The 15,299-nt window shown below is 61.6% G+C and carries 13 protein-coding genes; 4 read left to right on the top strand and 9 right to left on the bottom strand.

Annotated features, from left to right (window positions below; all coding sequences use genetic code 11):
* Nucleotides 1-33: 33 nt before the first annotated feature.
* The 8 genes from QQL64_RS08080 to miaA all read right to left on the bottom strand — a co-directional run bounded on the left by QQL64_RS08080 (nucleotide 34) and on the right by miaA (nucleotide 7,361).
* On the bottom strand, nucleotides 34-594 hold the full coding sequence (locus QQL64_RS08080; protein WP_284398013.1) for a hypothetical protein: 561 nt from the start codon (nucleotides 592-594) through the stop codon (nucleotides 34-36).
* Nucleotides 595-788: 194 nt separating this feature from the next.
* Entirely contained in the window at nucleotides 789-2,081 is a 1,293-nt protein-coding gene (locus tag QQL64_RS08085; protein WP_284398015.1) for an adenylosuccinate synthase, read from the bottom strand.
* Nucleotides 2,082-2,163: 82 nt separating this feature from the next.
* Nucleotides 2,164-2,349 carry a DUF2065 domain-containing protein gene (locus QQL64_RS08090; protein ID WP_284398017.1) on the bottom strand — a complete coding sequence of 62 codons (186 nt, stop codon included), beginning with the start codon at nucleotides 2,347-2,349 and terminating at the stop codon, nucleotides 2,164-2,166.
* Nucleotides 2,350-2,358: 9 nt separating this feature from the next.
* On the bottom strand, nucleotides 2,359-3,231 hold the full coding sequence (gene hflC / locus QQL64_RS08095; protein WP_284398021.1) for a protease modulator HflC: 873 nt from the start codon (nucleotides 3,229-3,231) through the stop codon (nucleotides 2,359-2,361).
* The gene (hflK, locus tag QQL64_RS08100; RefSeq protein ID WP_284398023.1) at nucleotides 3,228-4,313 is read right to left on the bottom strand and encodes an FtsH protease activity modulator HflK; all 1,086 of its coding nucleotides are present in this window, start codon (nucleotides 4,311-4,313) and stop codon (nucleotides 3,228-3,230) included. Before hflK ends, hflC begins: the two co-directional genes overlap by 4 nt.
* A 325-nt stretch (nucleotides 4,314-4,638) precedes the next feature.
* The gene (hflX, locus tag QQL64_RS08105) at nucleotides 4,639-5,949 is read right to left on the bottom strand and encodes a ribosome rescue GTPase HflX (protein ID WP_284399704.1); all 1,311 of its coding nucleotides are present in this window, start codon (nucleotides 5,947-5,949) and stop codon (nucleotides 4,639-4,641) included.
* A 6-nt stretch (nucleotides 5,950-5,955) separates the two neighbouring features.
* On the bottom strand, nucleotides 5,956-6,240 hold the full coding sequence (gene hfq, locus QQL64_RS08110) for an RNA chaperone Hfq (protein ID WP_284398025.1): 285 nt from the start codon (nucleotides 6,238-6,240) through the stop codon (nucleotides 5,956-5,958).
* Nucleotides 6,241-6,395: 155 nt separating this feature from the next.
* The gene (miaA, locus tag QQL64_RS08115; protein ID WP_284399706.1) at nucleotides 6,396-7,361 is read right to left on the bottom strand and encodes a tRNA (adenosine(37)-N6)-dimethylallyltransferase MiaA; all 966 of its coding nucleotides are present in this window, start codon (nucleotides 7,359-7,361) and stop codon (nucleotides 6,396-6,398) included.
* 140 nt (nucleotides 7,362-7,501) lie between these two features.
* Here miaA and QQL64_RS08120 point away from each other — a divergent pair, with 140 nt between their 5' ends.
* The 4 genes from QQL64_RS08120 to kbl all read left to right on the top strand — a co-directional run bounded on the left by QQL64_RS08120 (nucleotide 7,502) and on the right by kbl (nucleotide 14,472).
* Nucleotides 7,502-8,206, top strand: a complete 705-nt coding sequence (locus tag QQL64_RS08120; protein WP_284398027.1) for a hypothetical protein — start codon at nucleotides 7,502-7,504, stop codon at nucleotides 8,204-8,206.
* A gap of 120 nt (nucleotides 8,207-8,326) precedes the next feature.
* On the top strand, nucleotides 8,327-9,361 hold the full coding sequence (tdh, locus tag QQL64_RS08125; protein WP_284398030.1) for an L-threonine 3-dehydrogenase: 1,035 nt from the start codon (nucleotides 8,327-8,329) through the stop codon (nucleotides 9,359-9,361).
* 171 nt (nucleotides 9,362-9,532) lie between these two features.
* Nucleotides 9,533-13,189, top strand: coding sequence for a DUF748 domain-containing protein (locus QQL64_RS08130; RefSeq protein WP_284398032.1), 3,657 nt, complete (start codon nucleotides 9,533-9,535; stop codon nucleotides 13,187-13,189).
* An 86-nt stretch (nucleotides 13,190-13,275) separates the two neighbouring features.
* Nucleotides 13,276-14,472, top strand: coding sequence for a glycine C-acetyltransferase (kbl, locus tag QQL64_RS08135; protein WP_284398034.1), 1,197 nt, complete (start codon nucleotides 13,276-13,278; stop codon nucleotides 14,470-14,472).
* A gap of 36 nt (nucleotides 14,473-14,508) precedes the next feature.
* Here kbl and QQL64_RS08140 read toward each other — a convergent pair whose 3' ends face one another.
* A complete protein-coding gene (locus QQL64_RS08140) occupies nucleotides 14,509-15,261 on the bottom strand; it encodes a pseudouridine synthase (protein WP_284398038.1) in 753 nt (250 codons plus the stop codon).
* Between the last annotated feature and the right edge of the window lie 38 nt (nucleotides 15,262-15,299).

A 15,299-nucleotide genomic window follows, 5' to 3' on the forward strand; every position in this document is an offset into this window, starting at 1 on the left:
AGCAACAGAAACGACGCACACCAACTAACCCGCTCAATCGTGCTCTTCAAGGCCATCCGATTGCTTCTCAGTTGACTCTACGCGAGAAGTCGGCGCGCTACGCATCACCCATTTGGCGATACTGAACGGACGGGTGACGAAAAATAGGCCAACCGCAATCTCCGCAAGGTAGATGCCCGTGCTTATCTTGCCGGTCGATCCTAGTGACACGAACACCGATTGGTCACCCAGGTCGGATAAGGCCACCGTTTTTAGCCAAAGGCCAACGAGGAGACCGAGCGCCTCTTTTAGCCACCACAAGCCCATCAATACGCAGCCAGCGACGATGACGTCACCCAATGAGAGAGACGGCGTCTGTGGCTTCGGTACTCCTGCCAACAGTCCAGTGGCCAACGGTGCGCTCAAGATCCACAGCAAGAACGCGACCACCAAAAAGACTGCCCACACCGCCACGAAGATCCACATCGGACCATTGCTCAGTTGCGCATTAAAGTACTTAAGCGCTGTGGCAATGAAAAAGAATTGAATCCCGCTAAATATCAGCCAAAGTGCGAACAACCTGAGGCAAACAGCAACAAAATGTTTCGGTGTCATTTCCATCCCCTGTTTTGCTAAGACCAATCCCTGCCTGAAACCGAAACGGCAAAGCGGGTGCGCTGCTTTCTCACAAGAGGAAAACAGCAAATGGGCTTCGATTTCATTTCTATGAAGCGCCCCAATCTGCCGACCGGCAAAAAAAAGCCCCCTCAAAAGGGGGCCTTTCTCTGATCTTCGCAAACGGTTTGTGCTTACGCAAACGGATCATCCAACACAATCGTGTCGTCACGATCCGCACCGGTCGCCACGATGGCCAGGTGGCAGCCGGAAAGCTCTTCCACCGCGCGCAGGTAAGCACGAGCTGCCGGCGGCAGCTTGTTCCAGTCGCGGATGCCGCAGGTGGATTCTTCCCAACCCGGGAATTCGAGATAGACGGGCTTGCACTCGGCCCAGCCGTCGGCGTCGAGCGGTGCGAGCTCGCGGCGTTTGCCGCGGTATTCGTAGGCGATGCAAACCTTGATGCTGGGCAGACCGTCGAGCACATCGAGCTTGGTGATGGCGAGACCGTTGATGCCGTTGATCTGTACGGCGCGCTTGAGCGCGACGAGGTCGATCCAGCCGCAGCGACGCGGACGACCGGTGCTGGCACCGAATTCGTTGCCGACTTTGCGCAGGCGTTCACCCATTTCGTCGTTGAGTTCGGTGGGGAACGGACCGCCGCCGACGCGCGTTGCGTAGGCTTTGCAGATGCCGAGCACGTAGTCGATGTCGCCTGCGCCCACGCCGGTGCCGGCAAGTGCGCCGCCGACGGTGGTGTTGCTGGAGGTGACGTACGGATAAGTGCCGTGGTCGATGTCGAGCAGTGCGCCTTGCGCACCTTCGTACAGAATGTTGCCGCCTTCCTGGCGCACGTCGTACAGGATGGTGGCGACGTCGTCGACCATCGGGCGGATGAATTCGCCGTAGGCGAGTGCGTCGTCCAGCACCTGCTGGTAGTCGACCGGCTCGGCTTTCAGCCACTGGGTGAGGATGAAGTTGTGGTAATCGACAGCGGCTTTGATCAGCGCGGGCAGTTCGTGCGGATACATGAGATCCGCCACGCGCACGCTACGGCGTGCGACTTTGTCTTCATACGCGGGGCCGATGCCGCGGCCGGTAGTGCCGATGGCTTTGCCGCCGGCGGCGATTTCGCGCGCCTTATCCACGGCGATGTGGTAAGGCATGATCAGCGGCGTTGCGGGGCTGATCTTGAGGCGCGGACGCACGCTGACGCCTTGCGCTTCGAGTTCTTCGATTTCTTGCTTGAGCGCGGCGGGCGAGAGCACCACACCGTTGCCGATCAGGCACAGCGCGTCGTCGCGCAGAATGCCTGAGGGAATCAAATGCAGCACGGTCTTCTTGCCCTTAATGACAAGGGTATGGCCGGCGTTGTGACCGCCCTGGAAGCGCGCGACGGCGCCTACGCGTTCGGTCAACAGGTCGACGATTTTGCCTTTGCCTTCGTCGCCCCACTGTGCGCCAAGAATTACGACTGACTTGCCCATGATGTTTCTCGCTCTAAAAGACGTTCCGATCGGCGGAACGGGAAAACTATCGCGCGCGAGGGTTACCGCGCGGTGAAGGTATTCAGTGCACCCAATGCAGGGTGATCAACCCCGCGCCAATGGCCACGGCGCCGAACAGGCGCAAGGTACTCGGTTGCAGCTTCAATGCCTCGCGCATCATCGCCTGCCAACCGTGCGGGGAGGCGAACAGCACCAGGCCTTCGATGACCAGCACAAGGCATAGCGCGGCGTAGAAATCGTGCGACATGGCGTGAACTCAGCGCCGCGCCGGCGCGGGCGCCGGGTTGCCGAAGTAGCGCAGGAATTCGGAATCGGGCTTGAGGATGATCGTGGCCCTGCCGTCGCCGAAGGCTTGCTTGTAGGCCTCCAGGCTGCGGTAGAAGGCGAAGAAATCCGGATCCTCGGCGGCGGCTTGCGCGTAGATTTGCGCGGCCTGCGCATCGCCCTCGCCTTTCACTTTTTCGGCGTTGCTTTCGGCGTTGGCGCGGATGATCTGCGCCTGACTATCGGCGTCGGCCTTGATCCCCTCGGCCTGCTGCTTGCCGTCGGCGCGAATGGCGGCGGCTTGCTGCTGACGTTCGGTCTGCATGCGTTTGTAGACGGCGGCCTTGATGTCGTCGGGGAATTCGATGCCGGTGATGCTGACATCGACGACCGAGATGCCTAGCGTCTGGGTCTGTGCGTTGGCCTGCTGCAAGGTGCTGGCGGCGAGATCGCTCTGGCCATCGGCGATCAGCTGCTGCAGGGTGTGTGCATCCACCGCGCTGCGCAATGCGGTGCTGACGATGGGGCTGAGCCGCTGGCCGGCCTGCAGTTCGTCGCCGCTGGTGGCGCGGTAGTAGTCGGCGGCGTTGGCGATGCGCCACTTCACGTAGAAGTTGACGTTGATGCTTTGCTTGTCGGCGGTGGCGTAACGCTGTGGCTGGCCGTCGAAAGACAGGATGCGATCGTCGAGGGTCAGCACCTGTTGCAACAACGGCACCTTGGCGTGCAGGCCGGGCTGTTTGTCGGTGCGCAGAATTTTGCCAAACTGCAGCACTAGCGCGGATTGACCGTTATCCACTGTGTAGAAGCTGTTGGCGCCGAGCAGGATGAGCAGGACGATGATGATCGCAGCGGTGGTTTTCATGGCTGCTTCCCCTTGTCGGCGGCGTCATCGTTGACGGGCGGCGCCACGGCGCCGACACCCGGCAGGTTGGTGGCGGGTGCTTCGGTATTGGTGATGTTGATGACGCTGCGGCCGTCGGAGCCGTCGATCACTTTGTTGCTGGCGCGCAGGATCTGCTCCATCGTTTCCAGCCATAGGCGACGGCGAGTGACATCGGGCGCTGCCTTGTATTCCTTGAGAATCAGATCGAAACGGCCGACGTCGCCCTGCGCGCGCGCGATACGCTCGGCTTTGTAGGCATCGGCTTCGGCGATCATGCGCTTGGCGTCGCCGTTCGCCACCGGAATTTCCTGATTGGTGCCGGCATGCGCCTGGTCGATCAGGCCCTGACGATCCTGGCGTGCGGCGTTGACGTCGTCGAAGGCGTCTTTTGCTTCCTGCGGCGGCGTGATGGCCTGGAAGCTGATGTCGGTCACTTGCAGGCCGCAGTCGTATCTGTCCAGCGTGTGCTGCAACTGGGTGCGCACTTGCTGTTGCAACGCGCTCAACGCTGGCGCGGGGCCGCTGCCGTCCGCCTGGCCGGTGAGGACGTTGTCCATCGGCTGCGCACCGATCACCGTACGCACGGCAGCTTGCGCGGCTTCGTTGAGGGTGCCGTCCGGGTCGCGTGTGTTGAACAGGTATTTCTGCGGGTCGGTGACTTGGTACTGCACGTTGAAGTCGACGGCGACGATGTCCTGATCGCGCGTTAACGTGCGGATCTGGTCGGACATGGCACGCACGCGCGAGGTGGCGACCGGCTGCACGGTCTCCATGGGCAGCGGAAGCTTGACGTGGAAGCCGGGGCCGATGGTGCGTGCATAGGCGCCGAAGCGCTGCACCACACCAACCTGGCCGGCACCGATCACGGCATAGCTGGTGAGCAACAGCCAGGCCAGCACGATCGCCACGACGATGGTGAGGATGCCGCCGGGGCCGCCCAGCTTGCCGATGCGCTTGAACAGGTCCTTGAGTACGGTCTCAATGCCCGATTTGCCGCCGGAACTACGCTTGTTCTTGTTCCATGGATCGCGTTGCCCGTTACCGGGTTCGTTCCAGGCCATGGTCAGTCTCCTTGGGGCCGCTGGGAGGCCGGCAATAACGGCCGGAAAACGCTCTGTGCTGGATGGGACATGGTGACGGATGTTGAGGCGTGCAAGCACCCGGAATGGGTGGTGCACAAACGGTCGCATTCTAACAGAGACGTTTGCGAGGCGGGCCTAATAACACGAGGACGGAAGGCCCTCTCCTCCGAGGGGAGAGGGTTGGGTGAGGGGAAAATCTTGCGCGAGCAGTCGCGCGAAGCGTGCTCCGATGTTGGGTTATCGCAAGAACAGCCCCTCACCTCGGTCCTCTCCCCGGAGGGGAGAGGAAGAAAAGCGACAGTGCTCAGGCGGCTGCGTCTGGGCTGCCCAGCAGGCCGCGCAACAGTTCGATATCGGCGCCGTGGCCACCAGTCAACGGCGCCAGCACGCTTCGCGGCGCATCGATGCGCAGGCGCCAGCCGTATTCGTCCACCGCTTCTTCGGCGATGGCGCCGGCAGCACGAAGCCGCGCATGCAGGCGACCCGCGGACAGCGGCAACAGCAATTCGGATTGCACGCGCTCGCCGCCCAGCAATTCGCCGAGTGCTTCGCGCAACAGGTCCAGTCCTTCGCCCGTGGCAGCGGATAGCCACACTTGCTGTGGCAGTCCTTCGCTATCGCGCACGATGCGCGGGGCGGCGCCGGAGAGGTCGATCTTGTTCATCACGTGCAGCTGGGGCACGTCACCTGCGCCGATTTCTTCCAGCACCTGATCGACTACTTGATGCAGGCGTTCCCGCTCTTCGTCGGCGGCGTCGCTGACGTGCAGCAGCAGGTCGGCGTCGCGCGCTTCGGCGAGCGTGCCGCGGAAGGCGGCCACGAGATCGTGCGGCAGCTCGCGGATGAAGCCGACGGTGTCGGCCAGTACGGCAGGGCCGCAGCTGAGGTCGTCGAGCTTGCGCACGGTGGGATCGAGCGTGGCGAAGAGCTGGTCGGCGGCATACACCCTGCCCTGCGTGAGTGCATTGAACAGGGTGGATTTGCCGGCGTTGGTGTAGCCCACCAAGGCTACGCGTGGCACGGTGTTGCGCAGGCGTGCGCGGCGTTGCTGGCCGCGCTGAGTCTGTACTTTTTCCAGCCGTTTGCTGAGCATTTTCACGCGCTCGGCAAGCAGGCGTCGGTCGGTTTCGAGCTGGGTCTCGCCCGGACCGCGGTTGCCGATGGCGCCGCCGCGCTGGGTGTCCAAGTGGGTCCAGCCGCGGACCAGGCGCGTCGCGAGATGTTTGAGCTGGGCCAGCTCCACTTCCATCTTGCCTTCGTGGGAGCGGGCGCGCTGGGCGAAGATGTCCAGGATCAATCCGGCGCGATCGACCACGCGCACGCTGAGCAGCTTTTCGAGGTTGCGTTCCTGCACCGGGGTCAGCAGGTGGTCGACCAACACCAGGTCTGCTTCGAGGGCGCGCACGGCTTCGGCCACTTCTTCGGCCTTGCCGGTGCCGATGTAGTAGCGGGGATTGGGGGCTTCCACGCGCGCAGGAATAGCGGCCAGCACTTCGGCGCCGGCCGATTTCACTAGCTCGACAAATTCCTCTGCCCGCTCTGCCGCATCGCCCTCGCCGCGCGAATGCGGGAGAACCAGTACGGCACGTTCGCCTTTCTTTTGCCTATCGAACAGAGTGGATCAACCTTCGCTATCGGCCGACACGTGCGCCTCAAGGTGGCTTTCGTGGCCTTCGTGACCGTCGTGGCCGTTGCCGACGCGCACGTTGCGGCTGGGCACAACAGTGGAGATGGCGTGTTTATAAACCATCTGGCTCACCTGGTTGCGCAGCAATACCACGAACTGATCGAACGACTCGATCGTGCCCTGTAGTTTGATGCCGTTGACCAGGTAGATGGCGACCGGTACGCGCTCGCGGCGCAATGCGTTCAGAAATGGATCTTGCAAGGACTGCCCTTTTGACATTTTTGTTCTCCCCCTCGTCCAGCGGATGGGCCGAAAAAAAATGGTGCCAAACGGCGCCCCGGCCCGAGTTCCCTTGAATGTTAACCGCTTTTAAATCGTGGGTGAAAGACTTTTGTAAGTTATGACAAAGAGATAACAAAACTGCGTCACAAGCTTCACGAGGAGATCTCCGTTTCCTGGCCGCCGAGGAACAGTCGCACGGCGTCAGTGGCCCGCTCGGTAAGGCCTGGGCGCTCGGGGTCGAGGCTGCGGGCGTCCAGTTCGCTGCGCAGCCAGGTGATCTGGCGCTTGGCGAGCTGGCGGGTGGCGAAAATGCCTTTGTCGCGCAACCCAGCTTGGTCGTAGAGGCCATCGAGGTGTTCCCAGGCCTGGCGGTAGCCCACGGCACGGATGGCCGGCAGATCGGGGCGCAGATCGCCTCGTTGGCGCAAGGCGCGCACTTCGTCGAGCAGTCCGTGGCGCAGCATCTCGTCGAATCGCTGGGCAATTCGGGCGTGGAGTGGCGCGCGATGTTCGGGCAGCAGGGCCAACTTGAGTACGCGCCAGGGGAACGGCTGCCCGCGGCCGCCCTGCTGCTGAGCGCTGAGCGGTTGCCCGGTGAGAGCGATCACTTCCAGCGCGCGCTGGATGCGCTGGGCGTCGGCGGGTTTGATGCGCTCGGCCGCGGGAGGATCGAGTTCGGCGAGCCGGCGGTGCATGCCATCCCAGCCGACGCTGGCGGCTTCGTTGGCCAGTTGGGCGCGTATCTCGGTATCGGCTTCCGGCAGGCTCGATAGCCCGCGTTGCAAGGCTCGGAAATACAACCCCGTGCCACCGACGAGTAGCGGAATCTGCCCCGCTTCGTGGATGCGGTGCATGGCGGCTTGCGCGTCCGCGCTGAAATCGGCCGCGGAATACGGTTCGGCCGGATCGCGAATATCGATCAAAGCGTGGGGATAGCGAGCCAGGGTGGCCGCATCCGGCTTGGCAGTACCGATATCCATGCCGCGATAGACCAGTGCGGAATCGACGCTGATCAGGCCGACAGGAAAGCGTTCGCTGAGCGCGCAAGCAAGCGCGGTCTTGCCCGACGCGGTCGGGCCCATCAGAAAAATGGCTAGGGGGCGGCGATCGGCGGGCATCGATGCATTGTAGATGGCCGGCCGGATGGGCGATGGATGATGGCAGGCGTGTGCACTGCGGAACGGTTGACGCGTTGAGAGTTGAAGCGCCCGGCAAACAGGCGTGCAACCCTCCGTCCCCGCCAGCGTGAAGTCGACCCATGCCGCGATCGAAATCTTTTCGTCCATTGTGCCTGTTGCTTGCAGCGGGATCGTTCTTCGCCGGCTACGCCGCGGCACAGACAACATCGCCGGGACCGGATTTCAGCGGCATCTGGCAACTCAATGATCGCGCCAGCGATAGCGCCGCCGTGATCACCCAGCGACTGCATGCGGAACGCAGGCGCGAGCAGGCGCCCTCCTCACAGCCTGCGAATGCTGGTTCCAGTGCAACGCCCGCTTCATCGTCGAACGGTTTCGGCGGTCGCGGCGGTCACGGCATGGGAGGCGGTGGTCATGGGATGGGTGGCGGCCAGCATGGCAATCACGATTATCAGGACTCATCGAGAAGCAGCAGCAATGCAACGCCCAAGGACCCGACACCCCCCCTGTTTGCCGACGACGCATTGCTGAATGTGCAGCAGAGCCGCCAAGGCATGCGCGTGGATTTCAACAACAACGACCGGCTCGACACCCAGTTCGATAACATCGCGCGCCAATCGCTCAACAGTACCGCACGGGTGCAGACCCAGCTGACGCAGGACGGGATGCACGTGTCGATGGATTTCGGTAACGGCACGCGGCTGGAGCAAGCGTGGGTGCGCTCGGCCGATGGGCATCATTTGACCGTGACCGAGACATGGACGACGGCGGAGCTGAAAGAGCCGATCGTGTTTACGCGCAGCTACGACCGGCTGGATATGTAGGCCAGGTAGGCCCGGGCCGGGAGATCGCCGATGCCGCACCGCATCAAGGCATGCTCCATGCTTCACGATCTATAATTGGCGACTTGTCTTCCCTCCCCTCGCCCGTTCTGGATTCCCCCCATGCCGCAAACGATGAAAGCCCTGGTCAAGCGCCACGCCGAGAAAGGTATCTGGATGGAAGAGGTGCCGGTGCCGGAAGTCGGCGCCAACGAGGTGCTGATCAAGCTAGAGAAGACCGCGATCTGCGGCACCGATCTGCATATCTACAAGTGGGACGAGTGGTCCCAGCGCACGATCAAGCCGGGCCTGACGATCGGTCATGAATTCGTCGGCCGTATCGTGGACATCGGACCGGGCGTGACCGGTTACAAGATCGGCGACCGCGTTTCCGCGGAAGGCCATATCGTATGCGGCCATTGCCGCAACTGCCGCGCCGGTCGTCAGCATCTGTGCCCGAACACCATCGGCATCGGCGTGAATCGCAACGGCGCGTTTGCCGAATACATGACGATGCCGGCCTCCAACCTGTGGCCGATTCCGGATCAGATTCCGTCCGAGTTGGCTGCGTTCTTCGACCCTTACGGCAACGCCGCACATTGCGCGCTGGAATTCGACCTGGTGGGCGAAGACGTGCTGATTACCGGCGCCGGCCCGATCGGCATCATCGCTGCGGGCATCGCCAAACATGTAGGCGCACGCAATGTGGTGGTCACCGACATCAACGATTACCGCCTGAAGCTGGCGGCCGACATGGGCGCCACGCGTGTGGTGAACGTGGCGAATCAGTCGCTGAAAGATGTGATGAAGGATCTGCACATGGAAGGCTTCGACGTGGGCCTGGAAATGAGCGGCAACCCGCGCGCCTTCAACGACATGCTCGATTGCATGTACCACGGCGGCAAGATCGCGTTGCTGGGCATTCTGCCCAAGGGTGCAGGCATCGACTGGGACAAGGTGATCTTCAAGGGTCTTACCTTGCAGGGTATTTACGGCCGTCGCATGTACGAGACCTGGTACAAGATGACGCAGATGGTGCTCACCGGCTTCCCGCTGCAGAAAGTGCTGACACATCAAATTCACATCGACGATTTCCAGAAGGGTTTCGACCTGATGGATGCCGGTGTGTGCGGCAAGGTGGTCTGTTCCTGGCACTGAACTGAATCGCATGTCGCCCTGTTGGCAAAATGCCGGCAGGGCGCTACGCAATCTCTTACGCCGCACGCTACACTCCCCTTACAGGCGTGCCGACATGAGTTTTCTGGCTTACGGAAGTGCTCGGCGACTGCCGGCACGGTCGGTCCGCGATGTCACGGGAGCATCACGGCAATGGCAAACCGGAACTCATCACCCCAAGCATTGATAGAGGCCGGGCGCGAACGCGCAAAGGGCTTGTACCGCTCTCGCGGCTTGCGCATCACGGCGCTGGTTATTGTCATCCTGCTGGTTCTGTTTGGTCTGTTCGGCTTCTTTATTGCGCCGTCGATGATCAAGAACCAATTGCAGAAGCAGCTGAGCTCGCAGCTCGATCGACCGGTCACGATCGGTGCGATTCATGTCGATCCCTACACGCTACACGTGGCGGTGGATAAGCTGCATATCGGCGAGCGCGATGGCACGTCGCCCTTCATCGACGTGGACAACCTGGTGGTGAATGCGTCGTGGGGGGCGGTGTTTCGCATGGCACCGGTATTGGATGAGCTTTCCGTTCAACACCCGCAGATCCATATCACGCGTACCGGTCCGCAAGCGTTCAACTTCACCGATATCATCCAGCGCTTTGCTTCCAAGCCGACGGAACCGAATGCGCCGCCGACGCGCTTTGCCGTGTCCAACATCAGCGTGCACGACGGCGATATCACGTTCGACGACAAGGTTCTGAACGCGACGCATCGCGTGAACCAGATCGAGCTTGGCATTCCCTTCCTCGCCAATTTGCCGCATGACACGGACATCTTCGTGCAGCCGCTGCTGGCTATGCAGGTGGATGGCAGTCCCATACACATCCAGGGCCAGACCAAACCCTTTGCGGACAGCCATGAATCGGTGATCAGCTTTGCGATGGATCACCTGGATTTGGCGCGCTATCTCGGTTACGTACCGGAGCCTCTGCCGGCGGCCATTCCAAGCGGGTTGTTGTCGGGCAAGCTGGATCTGCATTTCATAGAAACCAAACCTTCGCAGCAATTGCGTCTGGACGGTCAGCTGCAGGCCGACAACTTCGTGATGACCACGCACGACAACGCGCCGATGCTGGAGCTGGGTCATGGCAGCATGACGTTGAATGACGTCGAGCCGCTGATATCGCGCTATCACTTCAGCGCGATCCAGCTCGATCAGGCGAAGTTGCATTACACCAAGCTGACTGGCGGCCGCACTAATTTCGACGCTCTGCTCGGCAAAAACAGCCCACCGCCGAAACCGGGCACGCCGCCGACCGATGCGCAAATCGCCACGCTGAGCTTGCAGAACAGTGCGCTCGACTACGCCGATCTCAGCGGCCCCCAACCTGCGCGGATATTGCTGGACAATCTGCATGGAACGATCCACGGACTCTCCACGGTTTCCACACAACCGGGCACGATGGATCTGAGTTCCGGCCTCGCTGGCGGCAATCTACATGCCACCGGCAGCTTGTTGATGAGCGCCGATCGTTACAACGGCGAAGTGACGATGACTGGTGTCGGCCTGCAACCGCTGGTCCCGATGGCGCCGCCGATGCTCAACGCGCAAATCGCCAGCGGCACGCTCGACGGCGATGCGCACATTCAGGCGGATTGGAGCAAAACGCTGGCGCTGACGATGGATGCCAGCAAGCTCTCCGTAAACAACTTCGCGCTGGATCAGCACGGTCGCAAACCGGTGGCGTGGCAGTCGTTGACGACCGAGATCAACCATCTCGACCTTGGCAGCAGCGTGGCGCAACTCGGCAACGTGACACTGCAAGGCTTGAAGATCGATGCCCGGCGTTTGAAAAACGGGAACATCGATCTCACCGATCTGATGAAGTCCTCGCCGCACCCAACAGGTAAACAGGCGGCGTCGCCAGCGTGGCACTGGAGCATCGCGCATCTTGGTGTCGATAGCAGTACGTTCGCCTTGACCGATCCGAGTATCCCCGGCAAAGACGGGCATATCGCGGTCAAGGCCGACAAGTTCGGTATCGACAATCTTTCCGACGATATGCATAAGCCGTTGAAGCTGGATCTCAGCGGTGGCATCGGCCAGGGCAAGTTCCATGTCGATGGCACGGTGAAACCGCAGCCGGTCGATGCGGATCTGCGCATCATGGCGACGCGCCTGGATGTGGCACCGTTCGAATCCCTGGTGAAGGTGCCGCTGAACGTGCGTGTCGATAGCGCCCTGCTGAGCATGAGCGGGCGTGCGCGTTACCGCGACCGCAAGCCGGCACCGTTGATCAGCTATCAGGGTCGCGTCGTGCTGGGCCGCGTGCACGTGCTGGACAAGGTCACGAACGACGACTTCCTGCGCTGGAATGCGCTGGCGGCGACCGGCATGAAGGTGCAGATGGGCGAAGGTGCGCCGCACGTCGACATCGGCGGCCTCTCGCTCAACGATTTCTATGCGCGCGTGATCATCAACGCCAATGGCCGCATCAATCTGCAGGACGTGGTGTCCAATCCGGCCGTGGCACCGGTGTCCGTGACGCGTGCGCAGAATGGACCCGCACCGCCCGCAAGTACGCCACCGCCTGCTGCCCCGGCGCCCATACCGGCACCGGCCGCCAGCGCTTCCACGGGCGCGGCGCTCGCGACAGCCAGCACCGCGGCGGCGCCACCTGCGGAGATCCATATCGGTCAGATCACGCTCGCCAACGGCAATCTCAATTACACCGACAACTTCATCAAACCGAACTACACCGCCAACATCACCCAGCTCGCCGGCAAGATCGGCGCGTTCGGTACCGCCGGCGGCGGTGCCCCGGCAGACGTCACGCTGCAAGGTCAGCTGGACAACAACTCGCCCGTGAATATCGATGGCACGATCAATCCGCTGACACCGGTCGCTGCCCTGGACATCAAGGCCAAGGCCAACGATGTGGAGCTCACGCATTTGTCGCCCTACTCCGGCAAATACGCGGGCTATCCGATCATCAAGGGTCGCTTGACGATGGATGTGCATTACCAGCTCGATCAGGGCAAGTTGAATGCTGACAACCACATCGTGCTCACCCAGCTGACCTTCGGCGATCGCGTGGAGGGACCCGGCGTCAGTCACCTGCCCGTCAAGCTGGCAGTGGCCCTGCTGAAGGACTCGGACGGCAATATCGATATCCACGTGCCGGTATCCGGTTCGCTCAACGATCCGCACTTCAGCATTGGTGGCGTGATCTGGCAGGCGTTCGTCAATCTCATCAAGCGTGCCATCACGTCACCGTTCCGGCTGCTGGGCTCAGCGATGGGTGGCGGGCAGCAGGATCTGGGCTATGTGGAATTTTCACCCGGCTCGAATGTGCTCGACGCACAAGCCGATGCACGCCTGACGCAAATCGTAGCCGTCCTCAACAAGAAAACCGATCTGAAACTGGATATCACCGGCCGTGTGGACCCCTCCTTGGACGAAGAAGGCCTGCGTAAGGTGCTGGTCGATGACATGGTGCAGAAAGAGCAGGCGGACGATATCGGTACCGAAGCGGCGAAGGCTGCGCCGGTAAAACCGGGTACTGACGATTACAACAAATACCTGACCAAGGCGTACAAGCACGACAAGTTCAAGAAGCCGCGCGATCTCGTCGGCTTGACCAAGTCTCAGCCGCCGGAAACGATGATCAAGCTGATGGAAGCGAACGTAACCGTGGATCAGGACGCCCTGCGCCATCTCGCCGAACGCCGTGCCGACGCAGTGCGTGAATATATGCACGGCAAGATCGACGATAGCCGCGTGTTTGTGCTGGCGCCCAAGCTGGATGCTAATGGCATCGACGATAAGGGCAAGACGACGCGAGACGATTTCGGCTTGCATTGAGGACGTGGGGCGCCCGCGCCCCGCAAAGGTTCCCCCCGGCGTCCGAAAGACCGACAATTAGCACTTTCCCACTCCGGCATGTCCCCATGAGCTACTCCGGCCAGGCGCGTTACGCCCAAGAACTCGAATCCATCCGCGAACAAGGCCTGTTCAAGGCCGAGCGCATCATCACCTCGCCCCAATCCGCCGAGATCGAGCTGGAAGGCGGACGCAAGGTGTTGAACTTCTGCGCGAACAATTACCTCGGCCTGGCCGATCACCCGGAAGTTATCCAGGCTGCCAAAGATGCACTGGATACGCACGGCTTCGGCATGGCCTCCGTGCGTTTCATCTGCGGCACGCAAGATCTGCACAAGCAGCTGGAGAAGAAGATCGCCGAATTCTTCGGCACGGAAGACACCATCTTGTACGCCGCCTGCTTCGACGCCAACGGCGGTCTGTACGAGCCGTTGCTGGGTGAAGAGGACGCGATCATTTCCGATGCGCTGAATCACGCCTCCATCATCGACGGCATCCGTCTGTGCAAAGCCAAGCGCTTTCGCTACGCCAACTGCGACATGGCCGATCTGGAAGCCCAATTGAAGGCCGCCGATGCCGCCGGCGTGCGCACCAAGCTGATCACCAGCGACGGCGCGTTTTCGATGGACGGTTTTATTGCGCCGCTGGACAAGATCACTGCGCTGGCCGCCAAGTACAACGCACTGGTGCATATCGACGAATGCCACTGCACCGGCTTCCTCGGTCCGCATGGACGCGGTTCCGCGGAAGTGCACGGCGTGATGGACAAGATCGATATCTTCACCGGCACGCTTGGCAAAGCGCTGGGCGGCGCGCTGGGCGGCTTCACTACCGGCCGCGCGGAAGTGATCGAGATGCTGCGGCAGCGCTCGCGTCCGTACCTGTTCTCCAACTCGCTGCCGCCGCACGTCGTCGCCGCGGCGATCAAGGTGTTCGACATGCTGGGTTCGGCCGGCGAACTGCGTGAGCGAGTACAGGAGAACACGCGGTATTTCCGTGAGCAGATGACCAAGGTGGGATTCGACATCAAGCCAGGCGTGCATCCGATCGTGCCGGTGATGGTGTACGACGCCAAGAAGGCGCAGGCGATGGCCGCCGCCCTTCTCGATGAAGGTATCTACGTGACGGGGTTCTTTTACCCAGTGGTAGCTCAGGGGCAAGCGCGTATTCGCACGCAGATGAGTGCTGCACATACACGCGAGCATCTGGATCGCGCTATCACTGCTTTCACTAAGGTTGCACGTTCGCTAGGCATCATCGGCTAAGTGCACGAGGCCCCTTTCACAAGGGGCCTTGCTTCGTTACTTGTTGTGCAGGCCAGCCGCTTCTTCCGCGCTCAGGTGGCGCCATTGCCCTTTGGCCAGATCACCTAGGGCTAGATCGCCGATAGCCACGCGTATGAGACGCAGCACGCCGATGCCTTGCGTCTCCAGCAAACGCCGGATGTGCCGGTTGCGTCCTTCATCGAGCACGACTTCCAGCCAGGCGTTTTTCTCGCCGACGCGAAGCAGCGATATCCGCTTTGCGGCCAGCCGCTCTCCATTGTCGGTCACGCCGAGGATCATTTGATCCAGTACGGTTTGAGCGGGAATGGTGTCGATCTGCACATGATAGGTCTTGTCCACGTGATAGCGCGGATCGGTGAGATGTGCAGCCCACACACTATCGTTACTCAGCAGCAGCAAACCTTCGCTTGCCTTGTCGAGCCGGCCAACCGGCCCCAGCCACGGTAGGCCGGATGCCGCAAGCAATTCGTAGACGGTGTCGCGTCCGCGTTCATCGGCGGCACTCACGACAACACCGCGCGGCTTGTTGAGCGCTACGTAGACACGCTTGGCTGCTACGACGGCCTCACCATCGAGGCAGATGCGCTGACGCTCGGGGTCGGTCGGGCCTTCCGGATCCAGCACCACGCGTCCATCCACGCTTACCCTGCCCTCACGCACAGCTTTCTCCGCCTGGCTGCGCGAACACACACCCAGCTTGCTGAGCACGCGAGCTAAGCCATAGCGTGCTGCGTTTGAACGGTTGGTGGTTTGGCGTGAAGGAGACATGGGGCTGCAAGCCTACCCGAGTTTGTCGGCGTCACGCA

This window comes from Dyella lipolytica (genome assembly GCF_030160075.1).
GTDB classification, from domain to species: Bacteria; Pseudomonadota; Gammaproteobacteria; order Xanthomonadales; family Rhodanobacteraceae; genus Dyella_B; species Dyella_B lipolytica.